This is a genomic window from Paraburkholderia sp. CNPSo 3076, from assembly GCF_026343935.1.
Classification (GTDB): domain Bacteria; phylum Pseudomonadota; class Gammaproteobacteria; order Burkholderiales; family Burkholderiaceae; genus Paraburkholderia; species Paraburkholderia nodosa.
In genome coordinates this window covers 45,524-67,744 of sequence record NZ_JAPMAL010000028.1, presented here as the reverse complement: position 1 = coordinate 67,744, position 22,221 = coordinate 45,524, and the positions used below count along the sequence as shown (strand labels likewise).

19 protein-coding genes are annotated in these 22,221 nt (G+C 62.6%); 4 read left to right on the top strand and 15 right to left on the bottom strand.

What is annotated here, in order from left to right; genetic code table 11:
• Positions 1-170: 170 nt before the first annotated feature.
• The 6 genes from M3A49_RS29540 to M3A49_RS29515 form a co-directional block, all read right to left on the bottom strand.
• Positions 171-1,526 carry a purine-cytosine permease family protein gene (locus M3A49_RS29540; protein WP_266232165.1) on the bottom strand — a complete coding sequence of 452 codons (1,356 nt, stop codon included), beginning with the start codon at positions 1,524-1,526 and terminating at the stop codon, positions 171-173.
• A gap of 212 nt (positions 1,527-1,738) precedes the next feature.
• Positions 1,739-2,734: a biotin-dependent carboxyltransferase family protein gene (locus M3A49_RS29535; RefSeq protein WP_266232164.1), complete on the bottom strand. Its 996-nt coding sequence runs from the start codon at positions 2,732-2,734 to the stop codon at positions 1,739-1,741.
• Positions 2,724-3,599 carry a 5-oxoprolinase subunit B family protein gene (locus M3A49_RS29530; RefSeq protein ID WP_266232163.1) on the bottom strand — a complete coding sequence of 292 codons (876 nt, stop codon included), beginning with the start codon at positions 3,597-3,599 and terminating at the stop codon, positions 2,724-2,726. Before M3A49_RS29530 ends, M3A49_RS29535 begins: the two co-directional genes overlap by 11 nt.
• The gene (locus tag M3A49_RS29525) at positions 3,596-5,062 is read right to left on the bottom strand and encodes an acetyl-CoA carboxylase biotin carboxylase subunit (RefSeq protein ID WP_266232162.1); all 1,467 of its coding nucleotides are present in this window, start codon (positions 5,060-5,062) and stop codon (positions 3,596-3,598) included. Before M3A49_RS29525 ends, M3A49_RS29530 begins: the two co-directional genes overlap by 4 nt.
• A 4-nt stretch (positions 5,063-5,066) precedes the next feature.
• Positions 5,067-5,309, bottom strand: a complete 243-nt coding sequence (locus tag M3A49_RS29520; protein ID WP_254356450.1) for an acetyl-CoA carboxylase — start codon at positions 5,307-5,309, stop codon at positions 5,067-5,069.
• Between the two features lie 21 nt (positions 5,310-5,330).
• Complete coding sequence (locus M3A49_RS29515; RefSeq protein WP_266232161.1) at positions 5,331-6,113, bottom strand: 5-oxoprolinase subunit PxpA; 783 nt, start codon at positions 6,111-6,113, stop codon at positions 5,331-5,333.
• A 182-nt stretch (positions 6,114-6,295) separates the two neighbouring features.
• Between M3A49_RS29515 and M3A49_RS29510 the strand changes: the two genes are divergently transcribed.
• Complete coding sequence (locus tag M3A49_RS29510) at positions 6,296-7,204, top strand: LysR family transcriptional regulator (protein WP_028202843.1); 909 nt, start codon at positions 6,296-6,298, stop codon at positions 7,202-7,204.
• Between the two features lie 259 nt (positions 7,205-7,463).
• Entirely contained in the window at positions 7,464-8,651 is a 1,188-nt protein-coding gene (locus M3A49_RS29505) for a DUF2235 domain-containing protein (RefSeq protein WP_266232160.1), read from the top strand.
• Between the two features lie 39 nt (positions 8,652-8,690).
• Here the strand turns inward: M3A49_RS29505 and M3A49_RS29500 are convergent, their stop codons facing one another.
• From M3A49_RS29500 to M3A49_RS29475, 6 genes are all read right to left on the bottom strand, one after another.
• Positions 8,691-9,410 (bottom strand): ABC transporter ATP-binding protein, encoded by a 720-nt coding sequence (locus M3A49_RS29500; protein WP_266232159.1) that lies wholly within the window; start codon positions 9,408-9,410, stop codon positions 8,691-8,693.
• Positions 9,410-10,177, bottom strand: a complete 768-nt coding sequence (locus M3A49_RS29495) for an ABC transporter ATP-binding protein (RefSeq protein WP_266232158.1) — start codon at positions 10,175-10,177, stop codon at positions 9,410-9,412. The genes M3A49_RS29500 and M3A49_RS29495 overlap by 1 nt, the downstream gene beginning before the upstream one ends.
• Positions 10,174-11,448, bottom strand: coding sequence for a branched-chain amino acid ABC transporter permease (locus M3A49_RS29490; protein ID WP_266232201.1), 1,275 nt, complete (start codon positions 11,446-11,448; stop codon positions 10,174-10,176). The genes M3A49_RS29495 and M3A49_RS29490 overlap by 4 nt, the downstream gene beginning before the upstream one ends.
• Before the next feature lie 39 nt (positions 11,449-11,487).
• Positions 11,488-12,435, bottom strand: a complete 948-nt coding sequence (locus M3A49_RS29485) for a branched-chain amino acid ABC transporter permease (RefSeq protein WP_254356402.1) — start codon at positions 12,433-12,435, stop codon at positions 11,488-11,490.
• Between the two features lie 40 nt (positions 12,436-12,475).
• A complete protein-coding gene (locus M3A49_RS29480) occupies positions 12,476-13,720 on the bottom strand; it encodes a branched-chain amino acid ABC transporter substrate-binding protein (RefSeq protein WP_266232157.1) in 1,245 nt (414 codons plus the stop codon).
• A 204-nt stretch (positions 13,721-13,924) separates the two neighbouring features.
• The gene (locus tag M3A49_RS29475) at positions 13,925-14,896 is read right to left on the bottom strand and encodes an AraC family transcriptional regulator (RefSeq protein ID WP_266232156.1); all 972 of its coding nucleotides are present in this window, start codon (positions 14,894-14,896) and stop codon (positions 13,925-13,927) included.
• A 99-nt stretch (positions 14,897-14,995) separates the two neighbouring features.
• Between M3A49_RS29475 and M3A49_RS29470 the strand changes: the two genes are divergently transcribed.
• Entirely contained in the window at positions 14,996-16,240 is a 1,245-nt protein-coding gene (locus tag M3A49_RS29470; RefSeq protein WP_266232155.1) for a DUF1479 domain-containing protein, read from the top strand.
• Positions 16,241-16,247: 7 nt separating this feature from the next.
• Here M3A49_RS29470 and M3A49_RS29465 read toward each other — a convergent pair whose 3' ends face one another.
• A complete protein-coding gene (locus M3A49_RS29465) occupies positions 16,248-17,984 on the bottom strand; it encodes an ATP-binding protein (protein ID WP_266232154.1) in 1,737 nt (578 codons plus the stop codon).
• A gap of 178 nt (positions 17,985-18,162) precedes the next feature.
• Entirely contained in the window at positions 18,163-18,513 is a 351-nt protein-coding gene (locus tag M3A49_RS42770; protein ID WP_416339032.1) for a response regulator, read from the bottom strand.
• Positions 18,514-18,835: 322 nt separating this feature from the next.
• Here M3A49_RS42770 and M3A49_RS29455 point away from each other — a divergent pair, with 322 nt between their 5' ends.
• A complete protein-coding gene (locus M3A49_RS29455) occupies positions 18,836-19,111 on the top strand; it encodes a hypothetical protein (RefSeq protein WP_266232152.1) in 276 nt (91 codons plus the stop codon).
• 6 nt (positions 19,112-19,117) lie between these two features.
• On the opposite strand, the gene M3A49_RS29450 is transcribed toward M3A49_RS29455, so the two are convergent.
• Positions 19,118-22,168 (bottom strand): FAD-binding and (Fe-S)-binding domain-containing protein, encoded by a 3,051-nt coding sequence (locus M3A49_RS29450; protein WP_266232151.1) that lies wholly within the window; start codon positions 22,166-22,168, stop codon positions 19,118-19,120.
• Between the last annotated feature and the right edge of the window lie 53 nt (positions 22,169-22,221).

The window sequence follows — 22,221 nt, the reverse complement described above, 5'->3', positions numbered from 1 at the left end:
CTACTTCGGCCAGGTATCCTGTTCGGCCCGTTTGACGCAGGCGGCCAAAACAGCGCTCCCGCCTTTTGCACGTCTCCGAGGGGACGTCGACAGGCATCTCCCTCGATGCGCGAAGCTCACTTCCAGCCACGTCGCTGGCGAGGCCAATAGCTGGAGAAAAACTGCACTGGTCACATATTCCGCACGAACCATGTCCGCTTCGCACTAGCCAGCAAGCCGCTATAAACCGTCCAGGAAATGACGAACGTCGCTGGCGCGGAGAGCGACACAAGAAAGCCCGAGCCATTGTTCAAGACGAATCCGACGAAGGCCCCGGCAAACCAGGATATCAAACCGCCGGGATTGAACTGGGGTACGTGAGAGTCGCGGCATTCGATATCGGCGCCGATGAGTCGTTCATAGCGCGCCGACGTGATGTGAGCCAGCGCGACGCCAACCCATGCGACGACGAAGACACCCTGCCACGCAAGCGCCTGGAGGATCTTCGAGAAAATATCGGCCATCATCAGCGCGTAGACCACAGCACCAACAACCAGCGCCCACACGAACTTCGGCGCACGCAATCCTGCAACCTTCTGGAAGAAGGCCTGCATGTTGATGGTTGCGAGATAGTAGTTAGCAGTATTGATGCGTGATTGGGTGACCCAGACGAACATCAAGCCCCAGATGCCCATCAACTTCAACAGCGCCAGTACAACCGAAACTTCGGAGAGCGTGCCGAGACCCGGAATCGTACTCACGAGATAAATGCCCGCAGCGCCATTGACGAGGAACGTGACGAGATAGAACGGAATACCGAAATTAAACCGGCCGTGGTATCCAGCATCTTCCTTGCGGCCGAAGCGGGCGTAGTCGAACGTGAACATCATCAATACCCATACGCCCATGTAGTAAACAAAGCACTGCCACCAGCCATCTACGGGTATCGTGCCCTTGGGACCGAAATCGAGCCACGATGCGTTATAGCCGTATTCCCAGGTCGCAAGTCCCACGGCCGCAAGGAGTCCTAGCAGATAGAACGGCAGCAGCACGCCATTGAACTTGTCCAGCCAGTGTTGCACGCTACCGAATACCAGCGGCACGCTATAGCAGACTACAATCAGCGCGGCCCATTTGTATGGCAGCGCGGGAAACAGATGATTGGCCGCGACTGCGATGACCGAACCTTCGAATACGGCGTAGTAAATGGCCGTTGCGAAGAAAATCAGCGTCGCGAGCGCGGCGCCGATGCTTCCAAACAGAACGCGTGAGAACAGCGCAACGGACAAACCGGTGCGAATGGCGTATCGACTGATGATCGAGTTGATGACGCCATACGATACGACCGATAGCGCCATGCCGATCAATGCGTTGCGCGCTCCGTAAGTCAGTGCAAGCGTCGCGCCAACCACAATGTAAAACACTGCGCTACATACTGCCCACCACGCCATCGTTAGCGAAAAGGGCGCCATTCTTGCGCTATCGGGAATGGCGACCGTCGATAGATCGACGGCTTCCTCCGCGCTTTCCTGAGCCAGGTTGGCCATGATCTGCTCCTCGAGTCTGCATTTAACGAACGGCGTCCGTACCGCGGTGCGATGCAACTCACGGGGCTGCCTTGACGCCGGGCGGGCAGCCGATGTTGCGAAGAACGTGCGAGCGCTCCCGCCGTGCGGCTGGAAGCCACACGGAACGCGGGTCGCGAAAGGAAAAGGCAGGGAGCGGCGCTGCTGCCGGTCTCCCCTTAGCTTCGAACGGGCTAGCGCGCTAGTGCTTCGCGTAGCAGGGCAAGTCGATGTCGATACTCGCGTCGTGCAGCGAGTGCCTCATTCATGGTCACGCTCACGAAGCGCGCCCGGTGGTTAGGCTGCATCTGGCCGATCAGATCCATATCGGCACTGATCACCGTACCGATCGTGGCATATCCGCCCCCTGACACCGCGTCACGATGCAGAATGATCGGCTCAAGCCCGGCCGGCACCTGGATCGAGCCAATCGGATAGCAGGCATCGACGATATTCGACGGATCGGCGCCTGCACCGAAGGGTTGTTCTCGGTCCATGAAATGGAGCGGACGCCCGTTCTTGTATCGATAACCAATGCGGTCCGCTTCGGGCGCGACGGTCCACTCATCATCGAAGAACGTTTGCGCCGACTCGCTGGTGAGGCGGTAGTGATAAAGGCCCGTTAGCACACGCAGTTCGACCGTTGTGTCGAGCTTTGCACGCAAGGCGGCGGGCAGTTCGACACCCTCACTCAGCTTTGCGTTGCTGGCGCCCATCTTGAGACGGTCTCCCTTTTGCAGCCGACGACCCTCGAGGCCGCCGATAGCGCCGAGCGTGTAGGTCGACCTGCTGCCCAACACCGCCGGAACGTCAATACCACCGGCGATTGCCAGGTACGCGCGTGCGCCACGCTTCACATAGTCGAACGAGAGCTTGCTTCCGGCGCGAATCCGCAGGGCCGTGTTGGACGGATAGGCGACACCGTCGATTTTCGGAGTCATCTCCGCACCCGTTAGCGCGATCAGCGTTTCCGAGTGGAACAGCAGTTCAGGGCCCAGCAGCGTGAATTCGAGCGCGGCCGCATCTTCGACATTGCCTACGAGCAGGTTCGCCGCACGAGACGAATACTGGTCGAGCGATCCGGAAGGGGGAATACCAACGTGGTAGTAGCCCTGGCGTCCCGTGTCCTGCACCGACGTGGCTAGTCCCGGCTTCAGAACCTCGATCACATTGAGCGTATCAGTTGGCATTCAGCACCTCGACGAGGGAACGGTTGTATTCGTCAGGATTGCGCAGGAAGGCATCAAGCGAGAATTTCACGGGGCGTACACGTAGCGAGAAGGTGCCCGCCTCGACGGCGGCAACGGCTTCGTCATAGGCTGCACGATCGATCGGTTTGAACTTCACGATGTCGCCAGGCTGGAAAAACACCATGAAGTCACGCAGATAATCGAGCCGTTGCGCCGGGTCAAAAATCGGCGCTGGGGTCACGCCGAACATCTGGTATCCGCCCGCGCCGCGCACAGAGTAAATACAGCCGAAGCAACCGCCATGGCCGACCGTCAACTTCGGCGTGTCAGTGCGCGGCCGCAGGTATTTCGGCACCTGAAGCTGACGCTCGCGCTCGACCATCTGGTACATGAACGGCAGCCCCGCGACAAAGCCAACCATCGAAACGAACCACGGCGAGCCGGCATGTGCCGCAATGAATTCATCGACGTCGCGTTTGCCGTTTATGCGCGCCGCGTACTCGAGGTCCGTCGAGGAAGGGTCCTGGTGACGCTCACGAAAACGCATGAGCGTCTCGTGCGTCCAGGGATCGTTATAGAGCACCGGGACTTCGACAATGCGCGTATCGATGTCGAGCGCGGCTTCGCCGACTTCGGCCTCGATGCTCCGCAGCAGCGCGACGAGCGCATCAGGGGCAATGACGTCCGGGTCATAGCGCACCTGGTACGAGGCATTCGCCGGGCAGATTTCGGTCACGCCCGCCACGTTGCGGCGCTGGAGTTCGCGCGTAATCGCCGTGCCCTGGAAAAACGCTTCGAGCGACATCTCCTCGCTGATCTCGGCAAATACGAATTCGTCGCCGCCAAAGGTATAGCGTATGGTCATGATGCCTCCCGTGCGCCAGACGGCACTGCAACGGCGCGTTCTCCCGCCACGAGCGATGCGGCCTCGCTACTTTCGCGCCACGCCGTCATCCAAGTCTCGAGATAATTGGTGTGATAGTGGGCCGCGCGCACGTCGTCGTCTGCAACGAGCGCACGGTGCAGCGGCGCCGTGGTTTTCAGGCCACCAATATGCAACTCCCGCAACGCGCGTGCGAGGCGTTCGATGGCGGCCGCCCGGCTTTCGTCGTGCACGATCAGCTTGGCGAGCAGCGAATCGTAGAACGGCGGCACGACGTAGCCGGGGTACAGCAGCGAATCGACTCGCACACCGGGGCCGGTCGGCCAGACCAGCTCGTCTACGCGCCCTGGATTCGGGCGGAAGTCCTGCATCGGGTCTTCCGCGTTGATGCGGCATTCAAGCGCCGCGCCGCGCAGCACGATGTCGCTCTGGCTGAAGCGCAACGGCTCACCATCTGCAATGCGCAGCATTTCGCGCACGAGATCGACGCCCGTAATCGCCTCTGTGACCGGGTGCTCGACCTGAATACGCGTGTTCATTTCGATGAAGTAAAACTCGCCGCGCGTTTCGTCGAAGAGATATTCGAGTGTGCCAGCGCTTCGATATCCGACCTGCTTTGCGAGGCGCGCCGCCGACGCGCAAAGCTCCGCGCGCAACTTCGGTGTGAGAGACGGCGAGGGCGCTTCTTCGAGAATTTTTTGACGTCGCCGTTGCAAGGAGCACTCGCGCTCGAACAGGTGGATGACGTCATTGCCGTCGCCCAGTACCTGCACCTCGATGTGCCGGGCGCGTGCGATGAATCGCTCGAGATAGACGCCGCCATCGCCGAACGCTGCCTGGGCTTCGCGCTGCGCAAGCGGCAATTCCGCGTCGAGTTGGGCGGCGTCATATGCAACGCGAATGCCACGGCCGCCGCCACCCGCTGCCGCCTTGATCATGATGGGGTAGCCGATGCGCGCAGCGACCTCCCGGGCTTCGTCGCGCGTGCTTACGATACCGGCGCTGCCGGGCACCGTGGGCACGTGAGCGCGCTGCGCCGTCTCGCGCGCGCGTGCCTTGTCGCCCATCGTTGCGATTACCTGCGACGTCGGCCCGACGAAGACCAGGCCGGCCGCCTCCACCTGCGCCGCGAAGTCCGCGTTTTCGGACAGGAAACCATAGCCCGGATGAACCGCATCTGCTCCGCATTGCCTTGCGGCAGCGAGAACCGCCGCGGGATTCAAATAGCTCTTTGCCGCATGCGAAGAACCGATATGCACCGCTTCGTCCGCCATGCGGGCGGCCAGGCTGTCTCGGTCCGCGTCGCTCACCACGACCGCAGCACGCATGCCAAGCTCCTGCGCCGCGCGAATCACGCGCACCGCGATCTCGCCGCGATTCGCAACCAGAACGGTTCGAATTCGTCTGGGGCGGTAGAACGTCGTCGTTGAATCTTGCACGTTCATGAGTTCACTCCTCGATACGCATCAGCACCTGTCCAGCGTCCACAGGCTCTCCGTCCTCGACGAGAAGCTCGGTTACGCGGCCCGAGACGCTGCTCTCGATTTCGGTGAATTGTTTCATCACTTCGACGAGGCCGATGATCGTGCCGGCCTCAACGGCGGAGTCGACGGCGACGTAGGACTGCGCCTCTGGCGAGGGGCGCCGGTAGAACGTGCCCGGCAGGGGGCTGACGATATCGTGCAGTGCCATCATGTCTCTCCTTGAATTGATTTAGATCTTTGTCGTCGCCGCCTGCGGCCCGGTAATTCGAATCCCTTCCCGAACGAGCCGCTCGCGAGTCTGCTGGACGAGCTCCAGTGCGCCGGGCGTGTCGCTGTGGATGCAAACGGAGTCGAAGTCGATGTCGATATCGTCTCCATCGACCGTCCGCACTTTGCTTTCCGTACACGCTCGCAGGACCTTATCGGCGACCTGTTCGGGATCGAGACGACCGACGCGACGGATGAATACGATCGAACCACTGCGGTCGTAGTCGCGATCGGCGTAAAACTCCCGGACGACCGGTTGCCCGATCTCGCGCGCGATGCGGTACGTCGCAGACGACTCCATGCAGAAGAGCAACAGATTGGGATCGAGTTGTTGCAGCGTTTCAACGAAGAGCCGCGAGAATGCCTCGTCGCGCGCTGCGTGCATGTAGAGCGCACCGTGCGGTTTCACGTGCTGCAGCCGGATGCCATGCAGGCGTGCGAACTCACGCAGCGCGCCAAGTTGATAAAGGATGTCGTTGACCAGCGCCTGAGGCGTTTCAGCGATGTTTCGACGGCCGAAACCGACCAGATCGCGAAATCCCGGATGCGCACCGATACCCACGCCAGCCTCCTGCGCCATCTGTACCGTCCGCGCCATGATGTTGGGATCGCCGGCGTGAAAGCCGGTGGCGATATTCGCCGAGCTGATGAGCGGCATGATCTGTTCGTCGACACCATCGCCGATTCGCCACGGTCCGAAGCCTTCTCCCATATCGGAGTTCAGGTCGACGCACTGCTTCTTCATACTGTTTCCCCTCCAGATTTGAGCGGTCGGGCGTCTCCACGCGCACGCCAACCAATGTGAAATGGAGGTTATACGGACAGGGTTAGCCAAAAAAGTTTTATTTTTGTATGCGTTGGTATCGATTTTTTCGATAGCATCCGCGTGATGACCTCACTCTGACGTCCAGCGGTTTGACTTCGAAGATGGCGCTTACCCTCAGACAACTAAAGTATTTCGTCGCGACTGCCGAGCTTGGACAGCTTTCCCAAGCGGCGATTCATCTGACCATATCTCAGTCCGCAGTGACGAGTGCAATCAAGGAGCTGGAAGAGAGTTTGGGCACTCAGCTCTTCGTGCGTAACGCCGCAGGCGTCACGTTGACCGACACCGGCCGTCGCTTTCTCAATCACGCGTACACCATTCTCGCGTCGGTGGATGAGGCCATGCGGATTCCCAACCTCGAGAGCACGCTCACCGGCACGCTTGCTATCGCGGCGAGCTATACGGTGTTGGGATATTTCCTGCCGCATCACATACAACGGCTGAATGCGCTGTACCCCCGCCTGACCATTCAATTGCATGAGTTGAATCGCGACGCCATCGAAGAGGGCTTGATTAGCGGGCAATACGACATGGCCGTGCTCCTCACGTCGAACGTGTCGAACCCCGAGCTTGCTCTGGAGCCCATGATTCATTCCGTGCGCCGGCTATGGGTTGCCGCCCACCATCCGCTGCTAAGGCGAGAGAGCGTGACCTTTTCCGAAGTGGCAGACGAGCCCTTTGTGATGTTGACGGTAGACGAGGCTGCGCAAACGGCGATGCGCTACTGGAACGAGACGCCATGGCGGCCGAATGTGATACTCCGGACTTCGTCGGTTGAAGCTGTTCGCAGCATGGTGGCGAATGGGTCTGGCGTCGCCATTCTGTCCGATATGGTCTATCGTCCGTGGTCGCTCGAAGGTCGACGCATCGAGACGATCGTGCTGCTCGATCCTGTACCCGCGATGAGCGTTGGTCTGGCATGGCGCAAGAACATGGAACTGAGCCCGGCCATGCATGCGGTGAGAGAATATTTCCGCCATACGTTCATGGAGCCGAGGGCTACCGGATAAAATGCCGGACATCCTGACCTAGCCCGTTCACAGCAGCTGATCCAGCCGCTGCGAGCCCTACCGTCCCCTGTCATACGTGCGCCATCGTACATTCCCGACCTCGCAATCCGGGGCGCAGAAGCTATATTTGTAGATCTGACGTTCGGCACGCGCACCGCACGCGATGCCGCATCGGCTGAGGTAACGCACCGGGACGATACTCAGGATTGCGAACAAACGTTCCGTATGTTGCGACTGGATTGCGTGTGAGGAGCCAGCGATGTCCAAAACGATAGTCTTTTGCGCAGACGGCACGTGGAACGGCCCCGACGATCCGGCAGGAAAAGGCGATGGCGGCGCGCCTGACGCCGTGGCAGGGTGTCAGCCGGCACTGACCAACGTATGCAAGCTTTTCGCGTGGCTCGATGGAAACATGCTGCCCGAAGGAACCGACTGGGGTGGCGTCGAGATGGAAAAGGCCCTTGCAGACGCAAACGGCAAACCCGTACAAATCGCGAAGTATATTCACGGGGTCGGAAATTCCCAGCAACTGGTCGATAAAGTCGCCGGCGGCGCGTTTGGCGTCGGTGTCGTCGCCCGCATCGCGCGTGGCTATACGTATATTTCGCGCAATTTCGAACCGGGCGACAGCATCGTGATCGTCGGATTCAGCCGCGGCGCGTACACCGCGCGAGCCCTTGCGGGACTAATTGCAGGACAGGGTCTGCTGCGGCCGGATCTCGCTGCCATCGACGATCAGAATCGTTACGACACCGCGGTGGCGGCGTGGTATCGATGGAGACACGGCCACGATACGACGTTCCAGAAGATCGCAGACGGCGTGGTGGAGTTCTTGACGATCCATCGCGCCTTCTCCGAACCGAAGCCTTTGGACGCCAACTCGTTCGTGGACGCAAAAGTCACTGCAGTCGCGGTTTGGGATACGGTGGGTTCGCTCGGTATTCCACTCTACTATGAGGGTTCCGCCATCGATCTGTTCCGGTTCTGCGATCTGACGCTCAACCCGGACATTGGCCTCGGCGTGCACGCCGTCTCGCTCGACGAGCAACGCAGGCCGTTCGAGCCGACGCTGTGGAATCCCAACCCGAACGTGACGCAAGCGCTCTTTCCAGGCGGTCATTGCGATGTCGGCGGCGGCTATGCCGATCACGGCCTCTCCGACGGCCCCCTGGTCTGGATCGCGGACAGGTTGCAGCAGACTGACGTGGGTTTGAAGTTCGCCCTTCATCCCCCCGTTGCCGTCCAATCCAATCCCTTGGGGCCGCGACACCGGGAATGGGTTGCGGATCCTGTCTGGCTGGCAGCGGGAGTGGGCGCGCGGGCCTTCCCGGCAGGCATGGTCGTCAACGACAGCATACGGCAGCGTATGAACGATCAACCCGAAGATCTTTTTGGCGCTGCCGGCCAGCAGCCTGTGTACTCACCGGGTAACTTGCCCGCACGCTAAGCGGAACTGCTTCGGCAGGGCGAACGATCGAAGCGCGCCCTACACTTCCAGCCATTCCTGGCGGACGCGCGCATCGGCCTTCAACTGCTGCGGCGTCCCCTCGAACACGATCTGGCCGTGCCCCATGACGTACACGCGCTGCGAGATATCGAGCGCAATGGCCTGCTTCTGCTCGACGAGCAGAACCGAAATGCCGCGCGCCTTCAGCGTCTTCAGATACTCGCCCACCTGCGCGACGACGAGCGGCGCGAGCCCTTCGGTCGGCTCGTCGATGATGATGAGGTCGGGGTCGCCCATGAGCGTGCGGCACAGCGTCAGCATCTGCTGCTCGCCGCCTGACAGCAGGCCCGCGGGCGTGTCCTCGCGCTCCTTCAGGCGCGGGAACATCCGGTACATGTCGTCGAACTGCCAGCGCGGCTTCTGGCGCGAGCGGTTGCGCTTTTCGCCGAGCATCAGGTTCTGCTGCACGGTGAGCGTCGGGAAGATATCGCGGTTCTCCGGCACGTAGCCGATGCCCCGGTGCGCAACCTCGAAGGTGCGCAGCCCGCGCACTTCTTCGCCGCGCAGCAGAATCTGCCCCTCGCACCGCACCAGCCCCATGATGGCTTTGGCCAGCGTCGAGCGGCCCACGCCGTTGCGCCCGAGCAAGGCGACGATCTCGCCCTCGCCCACCTGCATCTCGACGCCGTGCAGGATATGGCTCTTGCCGTAGTACGCGTGCAGGTCGCGCACCTGGAGCATGGAATTGGCGGTCGCCATCAATGTGCACCTGCGGGTTCGTCCAGCGTGGTGCCCAGATAGGCTTCCTTCACGCGGCGGTTGTTACGGATGGCTTGCGGCGTGTCCGTGGCGATCACCTCGCCGTACACGAGCACCGAAATGCGGTCGGCGAGGCCAAAGACGACACTCATGTCGTGCTCGACCATCACCAGCGTCTTGCCGACGGTGACCCGGCGAATCAGCTCCACTGCATGATCCGACTCCGAGCGGCTCATGCCCGCCGTGGGTTCGTCGAGCAGGATCACCTCGGCGCCGCCCGCAATCGTGATGCCGATTTCGAGCGCCCGCTGCTCGGCGTAAGTCAGCAGCCCTGCAAGGGTGTCGTGGCGGCCCTGCAGGCCGATCAGTTCGAGCACTGCTTCGGCGCGTTCGCGCGCGTCGCGCAATTGCTCGAGGCGATGCCAGAACGAATACCGGTAGCCGAGCGACCACAACACGGAGCAGCGCAAATTCTCGAACACCGAAAGGCGGTGAAAAATGTTCGTCACCTGAAAGCTGCGCGAGAGCCCCATGCGGTTGATCTTGTACGGCGGCAGCCCGCCGATCTCGACGCCGTTGAGTTTGACCGTGCCGGAACTCGGCGCCATGCGCCCCGAAATCAGGTTGAACGTCGTCGACTTGCCGGCGCCGTTGGGACCGATCAGCGCGTGACGTTCGCCCTTCGCGATATTCAGGTCCACACCGCGAATGATCTCGGTGCGCCCGAAATTCTTGCGCACGTCACGCAATTCCAGTGCGGCCGTCATACGTTGCTCCCTGCGATTTCCCGTTGCACGCCATCCCACGCGTCGCGCACCCGCGCAGCCGCGAGGCGTCCCGCCTGTGCGCCCAGCGCCCACAGCACCGCGGCGACGGTCCAGGGCTTCCACGACGCGGCATCGAAGTTCAGGCCGAAGAACGCCATGGCCGTGCCGTTGTCGCTATCGATCTGCACCTTGTAGACGAGTTCGACCGTCAGCACGAGCGCAGCAAGCAAAATCAGCGCGGCGCCCAACGCCGCCGCATAGGACGGCAGCATGCGGTGCAGCTTGCGCGCCGCGATGAGAGGGACCTGCTTCATCAGCAGGCTCGACACGCCGCCCGGCACGTACATCACCACCAGCACGAAGAAAAGGCCGAGGTATAGCAACCATGCCGGCGTGAGATTGGACAACGCGACCGCAAACAGCACGAACAAAATAGAGCCGATGATCGGCCCGAAGAAGTACGCGCCGCCGCCGATGAACGTCGCGAGCAGCACGCCGCCGGACTGCGCGGCGCCGACGTTCTCCGCGGTCACGATCTCGAAGTCGATCACCGAGAGGCCGCCCGCAATGCCGGCGAAGAACGCCGAAAGGACCATCACGAAAAAGCGCACGCGCTGCGTGTTGTACCCGACGAATTCCACACGCTCGGGGTTGTCACGCACGGCGTTGGCGATACGACCGAGCGGTGTCTGCGTCCATGCGTACATGGCGATCATCGACACGAGACACCACACTGCGATCAGGTAGTACACCTGGATCGCCGGGCCGTAAGTGATGCCCAGCACCGCATGGCCAACCGTGCGATTGGTCGGCACCCCGCCCTCGCCGCCGAAAAACCCGGGAAACATCAGCGAACTCGCCGCCACCATTTCGCCAATGCCGAGCGTGATCATCGCAAAGGTGGTGCCCGACTTGCGCGTGGTCACGTAGCCGAACAGCACGCCGAACAGCATGCCCCCGAGCCCGCCGAACAGCGGCAACAACGAAACGGGCAACGGGAAATGGCTCGCGCCGATCTGGTTGAGCACATGCGCCGCGACGAATGCGCCGAGCCCGGAGTACACCGCGTGCCCGAACGAGAGCATGCCGGTCTGACCGAGCAGCATGTTGTACGAGAGCGCGAAGATGACCATGATGCCCATCTGCGACAGCAGCGCGATCGCGAAGCCGCTGGAAAACACGAGCGGCAGCACCAGCATCACGAGCACCGTGGCGCCCCAAATGATCCAGCGCAGCGAATGCGCAGATTGCAGCCATCCGCGGCGTTGCATGGCCGAACCGGCGCTGGCCTGAATGAGCGGTTTCATCGGTCAGCCCTCCCGCTTGCCGAGCAACCCGCGCGGTCGCAGGATCATCATGAGCACCATGAGCAGATAAGGCAGAATCGGCGCGACCTGCGAGACCGGCATGCGCCACAGCGACGAGAGCGTCGTGCCGTCCGTGACCGTCACGCCAACGAGTGAGAACAGATCGGAGAGCGAGGCATCGATCGTGACGGCGAAGGTCTGCATGATGCCGATCAGCAGCGACGCGATGAACGCGCCCGGCAGCGAACCCATGCCGCCCACCACGGCGATCACGAACACGATGGTGCCGACCGACTCGGCCATCGAAGGCGACGTGACGAACGCGTTGCCGCCAATCACGCCGGCGAGGCCCGCCAGCGCGGCGCCGCCGCCGAACACCAGCATGAACACGCGCTGCACGTTGTGCCCGAGCGCCTCGACCATTTCCGGGTGCGTGAGCGACGCCTGAATGACGAGACCGATGCGCGTGCGTGTCAACAGCAGATACAGCGCCGCGAGCATGGCGATCGAGATGAGCATCATGAAGGCGCGATACTTCGGAAACTCCGACGTGTACACCTTGAACAGCGCCCCGTTCAGTTCGGGCGGAATGGCGTACGGCACCGCCGCCAGTCCCCAGACCAGCTTGACGCCCTCCACGATCAGATATGACAGGCCGAAGGTGAACAGCAATTCCGCCACATGCCCATACTTGTGCACGGTGCGCAAGCCGAAACGTTCGACGAGCGCGCCGACACACGCCACGAGCGCCGGCGCCACCACGAGCGCCGGCCAGAAACCGATCTTGCTGGCAATGGTGTAGGCAAAGTAGGCCCCGAGCATGTAAAAGCTGGCGTGCGCGAAATTGAGCACGCCCATCATGCTGAAGATCAAGGTGAGGCCCGAGGAAAGCATGAACAGCAGCAGCCCGTAGCCGATGCCGTTCAACAGAGAGATGGTCAGGAATTCCACTGCCCGATGATCCTTGTGAAGTGTCGTAGCGAGAGCACGTTCAGCCCGGGCGCTTCATCTGGCAAGTGGTCGGCTGCGTTGCCGCGGTCGGCCCAAGCTGGACGTCGGTGCGCCAGCCATAGCCGGTGTTCTCCTGGTCGTACTTTACCGTTTTGCCGTCCGCCTTGGTCCATGTCGCGATCACGAGCGACTGTTGCGCCTGGTGATCGGCAGCGCGCATCGCCACCGGACCGTTCATGCCGTCGACCGTCATGCCCTCCATGGCCTTGGCCACCTTGACGGGATCGGTCGACTTCGTTGCGTTCATCGCCTTGCTCAGCATTTCGATGGCGGCATAGGCCGTCGCCAGGTAATAGTCGTCGTTGTACTTCTTCTTGTAGCCCTCGATGATCTGCCCAACCACGGGCGGGTTGTTCGCCGTGTTCGGGCCGAACACGCCCACGTACTTCACATGGTCGGCGCCAGACGCGCCCATGGCCGTCGGCACGCCGGTCGTGCCTGCGTAATAGGTGTAGAAGTTGGCCGTCACGCCCGCGTCCTTGCTCGCCTTCACGAGCAATGCGAGGTCGCTGCCCCAGTTGCCCGTGACCACCGTGTCGGCGCCGGACGCCTTGATCTTGGTGGTGTAGGGCGAGAAGTCCTTCACGCGCGCGAGCGGATGAAAATCGTCGCCGACGATCACGATATCCGGGCGCTTGCTTTTCAGGTCCTCGCGCGCCACGCGCGAAACGTCGTGTCCAAACGAGTAGTCCTGATTGATGAGGTAGACCTTCTTGATGTCCTTGTCGCGCGCGAGGAACGTGGTGAGCGCATCCATCTTCATGTCGGCGTTGGCGTCGAAGCGGAAGTGCCAGTAGTCGCACCGGGCGTTGGTCATGGCCGGGTCCACCGCGGCGTAGTTCAGGTAGACGATTTCCTTGCCCGGATTGCGCGAGTTGTACTTGGCGACCGCATCCTCCAGCGCGAGGCCGACCGACGAGCCGTTGCCCTGCACGATATAGCGAATGCCCTGGTCGGCAGCCTGGTTCAGCAGGGTCAGGCTTTCCTGCGGCGAAAGCTTGTTGTCGAATCCGACCACCTCGAACTTCGTGCCGTTTGCCCAGTTGTGCTCGTTGGCGTATTCGGCCGTGTATTGCCAGCTGTGCAGCTGATTTGTTCCGAGTGACGCCATCAAGCCGGACAGCGGATCGATAAAGGCAATCTTGACCGTCTGCGCTTGCGCGGCCCCTCCCGACAACGACGACGATACCACCGCACCAACCAGCAACGAGCGCAACATCCTCATGGACTGTCTCCTTTGTTTGGGCATTTCTTATCGAGCGTGAATTTTCTGTCCGACCGTGCGATTTTTCGCTATATCACCACATTCCTGGCGCTAATGACAGCACTCCAGGGAAATCGCTGACGCGAGCAGGCATAGCGAATCATTGCGACTGGCTTACGGTTAGCCTCGGTCCGTTTGCGATGGCTCAACCCCGCGTTCGGGACCTCAGGCCCGGCGCAACCGGGGCTTGACGCCCGCCATCCGCCGCGCAGGCTCGAGAGAAGGCGAGCGCTCGGTCAGGGACGGCGCAGCATGATCCTCGTCAAGCTTTGCACCCTTGAATTGTTGTCGGTAGGCCACCGGCGTCAACGCTTTCGTGGCCTTGAACTGCCGGTTGAAATTCGCGGCGTTGGGAAACCCCGAGCGGGTGGCGATCACGGAGATGGGCATCTGCGTGTCGGACAACAGCCGGCAGGCGTGGCCGATTCGCACCCGCGCGATGTACTGCCCCACGCTTTCGCCCGTGTGCTGCACGAAATGTCTCGTCAGCGTGCGTTCGGACAGACCCGCGGCCTTGGCGAGCGTCGAAAGCCGCAAGGGTTGCGAGAACTGCGTTTCGATCAGCGCAAGCACCCGGTTCAGTTGCTCGGGCTCGTAGCCCGAAGACGCGCCAACGCGGCCTTCGAACGCGCTGGGCGTCGCCAGCTGGGTAGCCGGTAAATCGGACAGCCAGGCGAGGATCTCCAGCACGGCAGCCAGACGCCCGCGCGGGTCCGCCGACAAAAGATGGTCGAGATAGCCGCGCATGTGCGCGCCGGCGCCCTCTTCGAAGACCAGTCCACAGGCCGCGCGACGCAGCAGGTTGCGCAGGTTCGCGTATTCCGGGCAAACGTCGGCGAGGCGCTGCACCCAGCTGCCTTCGAACCAGATGACGATGGCGACCTGCGAATCCGCCGGGTCGATCGAGCGATTGGACGACCACGTGTGCGGCATGTCCGGCGGGACCAGGACGAGATCGTCGGCGCCATAAACGTTGACCGAGTCGCCGATATAGCGCTTGCCCTGGCTGTTCATCGTCAGCGTGAGTTCGTATTCCGGGTGGTGATGCCACTCGAACGGAATGCGCGGCAAGCGCCGGTGGTAAACCCGCACCGAACACCTGCTGCCGAAGTCGACGTGCTCGTACGCTGCTTTCATGGCCGAAACTACAAAAAGATTGACTTGATAATATCACCGGCCAAGGCTGCGCCGGCGTACGCTCCCATCATTCGAAATCACCAAGGTGGAGACAACGACATGGCTTTGCATATCGACGACCTGCCCGCGGCTATCCGCCAGGCCAAGCAGGAACTGCGGGAAAAACTGCCCAACTACCAGGCCGTGTTCGCCGAGGTCGAATCGGCCATGCACGAACAGGCGCATCGCATTGCCCAGCTTCGCGACCGGGGTGAGCCGGTTATCCCCGAAATCGCCTTCGCGGACATCGTCGGCAACCGGGTGAGCGCGGAGCAGATCGCGCTCGTGAAGGCGCGCGGCGCCTGTGTCATCCGCAAGGTCTTCGACCGCTCGCTCGTGGAGCAGTGGGACAACGAGATTGCCGACTATGTCGAGCGCAACGATCTCGACCGCAAGCTGCTTCATCGCGCCGAAGACAAATACTTCGGCCAGCTGGCCTCGAGCAAGCCGCAGATCTACGGTGTCTACTGGTCGAAGCCGCAAGTGCTGGCGCGCCAGTCGCCGGAACTCACGCAGGCGCGCGTGTTCCTGAACCGGCTGTGGCGCACCGAGAGCGAAGGCCGCGTGCACTTCGACCCGGATCACGTGCCGGTTTATGCAGACCGGCTGCGCCGCCGGCCGCCAGGCTCCGAGTCGCTGGGGCTTTCCGCGCATTGCGACGGTGGTTCAGTCGAGCGCTGGATCGAAGCAAACTTCCGCAAGGTCTACCGCCACGTGTTCTCCGGAAACTGGCGCGACTATGACGCGTTCGATGCGGCGTGGCGCACCGCGGTCGAAGAGATTCCATCACCCGCTGTCTGCTCGATGTTCCGCACGTTTCAGGGCTGGACGGCGCTCACGCAGCAAGGCCCCGGCGACGGCACGCTGCAACTCGTGCCTATTGCGAACGCGATGGTCTACATCCTGCTGCGCGCGCTGCAGGACGACATTGCCGACGACGACCTGTGCGGCGCGATGCCGGGCCGGGCGCTCTCGATCAAGCCGGAGTATCACGCGCCGCTTTTCCACGCGCTTTCGTCGATCCCACTGATGCAACCGGGCGATACCGTCTTCTGGCACAGCGACGTCATTCATGCCGTGGAGGATGCGCATCGCGGCAAGGGCTACAGCAACGTGATGTACATCGCGTCGGCGCCGTCCTGCGCCAAGAACGACGCGTATCTCGCGCGGCAACTGCCGAGCTTCCTCGAGGGCAAGAGTCCGCCGGACTTCCCGACGGATCATTTCGAAGTCGATTTCCTCGGGCGCGCAACAGTCGATGACCTGACGCCACTCGGACGCATGCAGATCGGGCTGAAGACCTGAGCTTGCGTCAGTCGGTCTTGTTGAGCGCATTGCGCACCGCAACGGCAAGCTCGTCGTATCGATAAGGCTTGCTAATGAGCGCGACGCCTTCGTCGAGCTTGCCGTCGTGGAAAATGACGTCGCGCGTGTAGCCAGAGGCAAACAGGACCTCGGCGTAATACGGCGGCCCGCTCGCAATACGAGCCAGTTCGCTGCTTCTCACCGTGCCCGGCGTCACGACATCCGTGAACAAAAGGTGGAAACGCTGGCCGCTCTGGATCAGCTTGAGCGCGCTTTCGCCATCTTGCGCGGAGAGCACCTTGTAGCCGAGCTGGGCCAGCATTTCGATCGCGGCAATGCGCACGTCGGCATCGTCTTCGACCACGAGAATGGTCTCGCCGCCGCGCTCCTGTCTCGCAACGGTCGGCTTGTAAGCGTCGTATTCCGCCTCCAGGCTGCGCGGGAAATAGAGGTTGACGGTCGTGCCCTGGCCTTGCGCGCTTTCGATGACAACGTGGCCCGAACTCTGCGCCACGAACCCGTGCACCATGCTCAAGCCCAGTCCCGTCCCCTGGCCCTCGGCCTTGGTCGTGAAGAACGGCTCGAACACGCGCGCTTTCACGTGGTCGGGCATGCCGCTGCCCGAGTCCGAAACGCACAGACGCACATATTCGCCCGCTGGCACGCCGTCGCGGCGCGCCAGTTCGTCGTTGCCTGCATCGATGTTCGCGAGACAAACGCAGATGCGTCCCGGTCCGTCTATCGCGTCGCGCGAGTTGATGACCAGATTCAACAGCGCGCTTTCCAGTTGACTTCGGTCTGCACAGATATTCCAGCTCTCCTGCGCGGGCACGATGGCGAGTTCGATCGTCTCCGGCAAGGTCCGGTGAAGCATCTCGGCGATGCCTTCGACCAGCCGGAAGGGATTCAGAACGGCCGGCGCGAGCGGTTGCCTGCGTGCGAAGGCCAGCAATTGCGCGGCGAGTTTCGCGCCGCGCGACACCGCGTTGCTGACCGCCGCCACGCGCCGCTCGAGCGCGACGTTGCCTCGCGTGGAAAGCTCGATGAGTTGCAGGTTGGCGGAAATGACCTGCAAGACGTTGTTGAAGTCGTGCGCCACGCCGCCCGTGAGACTGCCGATCGCCTCCAGCTTTTGTGCCTGACGCAGCCGCTCCTCCATTGCCACGCGCGCGCCCACCTCCTCGGCGACGCGCTGCTCCAGTGTCTGGGTCAGTTGCAGCAGCGCGTCTTCGGCCACCTTGCGCTGCCTTTCCGCCTGCACCTTCGCGGTCGTTTCGAACACGATGGCGATGACGCCCGCCGGCCGCTCGTCGTCTTCGAAAACCGGGCTGTAGCTCAGGTCCAACCAGACGTCTTCGGCGTGACCTTCGCGATACAGCACGAGCTGCTTGTCCTGGAAGGCCAGCGTTCCACCGGCGAGGCACGTATCGACGACATTGCGGTTGAACGCCGCCACCTCTGGCCAGCCGGTTTCGACCGGTTTGCCGAGCAGGAACGGATGCCGGCCGCCCGCGAAAACCGCGTAGGCGTCGTTGTAGACCATCGTGCCTTCGTGTCCCCAAAGCATGACGAGCGGAGAAGGCGAGGCGAGGAGCATATTGATCGCGGCGACGAGGCTCGCCGACCACGTTTCGCGTGGGCCGAGCGCCGTGTCGCTCCAGTCGAATGCGGCGATGCGCTCCGCCATTTCGCCCGGCCAGCGGGTCAAGGGGCGCTCGATCGGCGGTGGAACTTCCTTGTTCATGACGCGACTCGGCTCCCGGGAGACGCTGCTGGATTTCGGAACGGCGATGTTCGTGGAGGATTCGACGCTGCGCACGAGCGAGGCAGGGTGCGCAATTCTCGTTCCAGCACCCGGCGCGAGCCGTCAAGATCGCCACGGAGGGCAACCGGTGCCGAAGCGGCAGCCGGTCAGACCGGCGTCACAGGCAGGCCAGCAGGTCTTCGAGCCGCACGGGTTTCGTCAGACATTTGTCGAAACCGGCTGCTGCAGCCTTGGCCGCGATGTCCGGGTCGGTGTGTCCCGACAGCAGAACGTACCGGGTATGCGACAGAGCGGGGTTGAGCCGAAGCTGGTCCACCAGTTCGCCGCCGCTCATGTCCGGAAGCCTCCAGTCCACGAAGGCAAGTTCGGGAAGGAACAATCCGGCAACGAGCAGGGCCTCATGTCCATTGGCGGCGCATCGGGCTTGATGACCGTCGAACTCGACGAGCGCCGCGAGCGCATCTGCGACGTCGCGGTTGTCGTCGACTAGCAGGATTCGTTTTGGCATCGGGTACAAAAAACTGGCTGGAGAGCGGGAGCGACACAGTCAGGACTCGACCGTGGGTCGCCTTCGAGTGTACCCGGATTCCGTCAATGGCAAACGCCCGCGCCGCCTCGCGCCGGGGGTCGGTGTGCAGCGTGCTCCATCATGCAGAATTCATCGATGTACTGAGCAATATGCAAAACGATTGGCGGAGTGGCAACGCAGCAGGCGCATAACTCGTTGTTACCAATCTCGCAGCGCCGTTGCACTTGTGTCCGGGGGCGGCGCCTACACTCGAAACCGTGCTCATCAAAAAAACGCACGCAGCGTGCGAAGGAGTTGCGATATGAAGAGGACGATTCTCGGCCTGGTCCTGGGCGCAACGGCGTTGGCGGCTTCGACCGCTGCATTGGCCCACGTGGATGTGGCCGTGGGCGTTGGCGTGCCAGGCGCGGCCTATGCGCCGGCTCCCGTCCAGACCGACTGGCGAGGCGACGACGACTGGCGCGCGCGGCGTTGGCGGGAACACGAATGGCGCGAGCACGAACGTCGTGAGCATGAATGGCGCGAGCGGCAGTGGCGCGAACGCGAATGGCACGACCGGGGCCGTTGGGACTACTGACCCGGGTCAGCGCAGGGCGTCCAGCAGCGCCTGAATGGGATGACGCAGCTGGCGCCCGCGCAAGCGCTTCACCTGGCAGCGGCACGAATAACCCGTGGCGAGCAGTTCTTGCGCCCCCTGCGTCGACGTCGATGCCGCATCGACATGTCGCGCCCAAGATTGCTCGAAGATCGTTTCCGAGGTCGCGCGATTGCGCGCCTCGTGGCCGTAAGTGCCCGACATGCCGCAGCAACCGCTGGCCGGCGTCGTGAGCGTGAGGCCAGCCGCCGCGAAGACGTCTTTCCACAGGAGCGTGGCAGCGCTCGCGTTGGTGCGCTCGGTGCAATGCGGTAGCAGACTGAACGAGCCAGACGCTCGCGGCGATGTTGCACGCGTGCGCAATGCGCCGATCAGCCATTCCTGTGGCAACTGAACCTCGGGTACCGTTTCGATGCCTTCCACCTTGCGGTATTCCTGGCGGTACACGAGCGTCATTGCCGGGTCGATGCCGACCAGCGGCACACCCGTTCTGGCAAGCACGGCCAGTTGCGCCGCATTGCGCCGCGCAGCCCGGCGAAACTGCGGCAGAAACCCCTGTACGTGCAGTGGCTTGCCGTTCGGCAGATAAGGCGCGACGAAGACCTTGAATCCGAGCCGCGCGGCGACTTCCAGAAACGCGGCGGCGACCGGCGTTTCGAAGTAGCGCGTGAACGCGTCCTGCACCACGATCACGCTGTGCTGGCGCTCGGCAACGCCGAGCATCGAGAGGCGTTCGGGCGTTGCGACCTCCGCTCCCGAGAGGCGCAGCGCATCACGCCACGACACCGGGCTCAACAATGGGCTATCGATAAGGCCCAGACAGCGCGCAAGCACCGATTTGACGAGACCCGCGCCCATCACCGCGTTGTAGACGCTTCTCGCTCCTGGCAGCGCCGCGACACGCGGCACGGAGAATTCAAGCGCGCCAATCAAATAGTCGCGCAGCGGCCGCAAATAGCGCGTGTGATACAGCTCCAGAAAGCGGGCGCGAAACTCTGGCACGCTCACTTTCACGGGGCACTGCCCCGCGCATGACTTGCACGAGAGGCAACCCGCCATGGCGTCGTACACCTCATGCGAGAAGTCTTGCTCGCCCTGGCGTTTGCGTATGCTATTGAAGATGCGCACCGGCAACGCCGCCGCGGCTGGCACAGCCGCGAGATCCGCTCCGGCATCCTGTTGCCGGCGCAACCATTCACGCATCAGCGAAGCCCGCCCCTTCGGCGAATGCACGCGCTCGCGCGTGGCTTTCCACGACGGACACATGGCGTCGTTTGGGTCGAAGTTGTAGCAGGCGCCGTTGCCGTTGCAGTGAACGGCGTCGGCATTGGCCTGCCAGACACGCTCGTCTATGCGCCGGTCCAGTTCGCCGCGCAGCGTCGTCGCGTCGATCTTCAACAGCGCCGCACGCGCCCCCGCCGGCGTGGCGATCTTGCCAGGATTGAGCTGATTGTGCGCATCGAATGCCGCCTTGAGCCGCTGCAGCGCGGGATACAAAGGCCCGAAATACTCCGGCACATACTCCGAGCGGACGCCCTTGCCATGCTCTCCCCACAGCAGGCCGCCATACTTCATCGTCAAGGCGGTCACGGCATCCGAAATGGGGCGCACGAGTGCGGCCTCGTCGGGATTGCGCATGTCTAGCGCGGGGCGCACGTGCAGCACGCCGGCGTCGACGTGGCCGAACATGCCGTAGCGCAAACCAAAACCATCGAGCAGCGCCCGAAACTCCGCAATATAGTCAGCGAGATTTTCGGGCGGTACGGCCGTGTCTTCCACGAAGGGCTGCGGCCGGCTCGCGCCGCGGGCGTTGCCCAGCAGGCCCACCGCACGCTTGCGCATCGCATAGACGCGATGGATCGCCGCCTCGCCGTCGGCGATCGTATGTCCCAGGCGCCTGACGCTCGCGTCGGCGCCCAGGTGCTCGGTGAACGCCGCCACGCGCGCGCGCACTTCGTCCGCATCGTCGCCGCTGAATTCGACCATGTTGATGCCGCTCGCACCGCCTTCGACGCCTTCGTCGTCGGGGAAATAGTCGGCCACGCTTTGCCAGACGCTATCCTCGCGCGCCAGCCGCAGCACCGTGGCGTCCACGGTTTCGATTGAGAGCGGACGATGGGCCATCAACGCCCGCGCGTCGCGCAGGGCATCCATGAAACCCTCATAGCGGATATTGACGAGCGCGGCGTGCTTCGGAACCGGCAGCACGTTCAGCGTCGCCTCGACGATAAAGCCGAGCGTGCCTTCCGAGCCGCACAGCACGCCATTGATGTCGAAGCGCCCTTCGCCGTCACGCAAATGCGCGAGATCGTAACCTGTCAGGCAGCGGTTCAGTTCGGGAAAGCGCTCGCGTATCAGGCCGGCTTCGCGCTCGCTGATGTCCCGCGCGGTGCGGAAAACTTCGCCGACCTTGTCCTTGCGCGCACAGAGCGCCGTAAGTGCGGCATGATCGACCGGCGCGCTCGACAGACACTCACCGCCGACCAGGACCGTTTCCAGCGCGAGCACATGGTCGCGTGTTTTCCCGTAGGTGCAACTGCCCTGCCCGCTCGCATCCGTGCTGATCATGCCGCCGATGGTCGCGCGGTTCGAAGTCGATAGTTCCGGCGCGAAAAAGAGTCCGTGCCGCTTCAGTTCGGCATTGAGCTGATCCTTGACGACACCCGCTTCCACTCTGGCGGTACGCGCGACGGGATCGATTTCGAGGATCCGGTTCATATGCCTCGACATATCGACCACGATGCCTTCGGTCAGCGACTGCCCGTTCGTGCCCGTGCCGCCGCCGCGCGCCGCCACCGCCACGCCGTGGAACGCCTCGCGCCCGAGCAGGCTCGCGAGGCATACGACGTCCTGCGCATGGCGCGGAAACACCACCGCTTTCGGATAGCGCTGATAGATCGAATTGTCCGTGGCCAGCACCGTGCGCGTCGCGTGAGTCGCATCCACCTCGCCTTCGAAGCCCGACGTCTTCAATTCATGCAAAAATTGACGGATCAGCGGGTTGCTGAATTCGCCGATGGCAAGCGGGGCAATTGTCATATCGTTCTCGAAGTCTCGCCTTGGGCGTACCATTCCCTTTCTGGCAAGGCATT

Excerpts from the sequence above, each read along its gene's own strand:
- M3A49_RS29515 (WP_266232161.1), bottom strand. The coding sequence starts at position 6,113 with ATGAAGAAGCAGTGCGTCGACCTGAACTCCGATATGGGAGAAGGCTTC.
- M3A49_RS29510 (WP_028202843.1), top strand. The coding sequence starts at position 6,296 with ATGGCGCTTACCCTCAGACAACTAAAGTATTTCGTCGCGACTGCCGAG.
- M3A49_RS29470 (WP_266232155.1), top strand. The coding sequence starts at position 14,996 with ATGGCTTTGCATATCGACGACCTGCCCGCGGCTATCCGCCAGGCCAAG.
- M3A49_RS29505 (WP_266232160.1), top strand. The coding sequence starts at position 7,464 with ATGTCCAAAACGATAGTCTTTTGCGCAGACGGCACGTGGAACGGCCCC.
- M3A49_RS29520 (WP_254356450.1), bottom strand. The coding sequence starts at position 5,309 with ATGGCACTGCACGATATCGTCAGCCCCCTGCCGGGCACGTTCTACCGG.
- M3A49_RS42770 (WP_416339032.1), bottom strand. The coding sequence starts at position 18,513 with ATGCCAAAACGAATCCTGCTAGTCGACGACAACCGCGACGTCGCAGAT.
- M3A49_RS29490 (WP_266232201.1), bottom strand. The coding sequence starts at position 11,448 with ATGCAACGCCGCGGATGGCTGCAATCTGCGCATTCGCTGCGCTGGATC.
- M3A49_RS29525 (WP_266232162.1), bottom strand. The coding sequence starts at position 5,062 with ATGAACGTGCAAGATTCAACGACGACGTTCTACCGCCCCAGACGAATT.
- M3A49_RS29500 (WP_266232159.1), bottom strand. The coding sequence starts at position 9,410 with ATGGCGACCGCCAATTCCATGCTCCAGGTGCGCGACCTGCACGCGTAC.
- M3A49_RS29535 (WP_266232164.1), bottom strand. The coding sequence starts at position 2,734 with ATGCCAACTGATACGCTCAATGTGATCGAGGTTCTGAAGCCGGGACTA.
- M3A49_RS29495 (WP_266232158.1), bottom strand. The coding sequence starts at position 10,177 with ATGACGGCCGCACTGGAATTGCGTGACGTGCGCAAGAATTTCGGGCGC.
- M3A49_RS29475 (WP_266232156.1), bottom strand. The coding sequence starts at position 14,896 with ATGAAAGCAGCGTACGAGCACGTCGACTTCGGCAGCAGGTGTTCGGTG.
- M3A49_RS29530 (WP_266232163.1), bottom strand. The coding sequence starts at position 3,599 with ATGACCATACGCTATACCTTTGGCGGCGACGAATTCGTATTTGCCGAG.
- M3A49_RS29465 (WP_266232154.1), bottom strand. The coding sequence starts at position 17,984 with ATGAACAAGGAAGTTCCACCGCCGATCGAGCGCCCCTTGACCCGCTGG.
- M3A49_RS29480 (WP_266232157.1), bottom strand. The coding sequence starts at position 13,720 with ATGAGGATGTTGCGCTCGTTGCTGGTTGGTGCGGTGGTATCGTCGTCG.
- M3A49_RS29455 (WP_266232152.1), top strand. The coding sequence starts at position 18,836 with ATGAAGAGGACGATTCTCGGCCTGGTCCTGGGCGCAACGGCGTTGGCG.
- M3A49_RS29540 (WP_266232165.1), bottom strand. The coding sequence starts at position 1,526 with ATGGCCAACCTGGCTCAGGAAAGCGCGGAGGAAGCCGTCGATCTATCG.
- M3A49_RS29450 (WP_266232151.1), bottom strand. The coding sequence starts at position 22,168 with ATGACAATTGCCCCGCTTGCCATCGGCGAATTCAGCAACCCGCTGATC.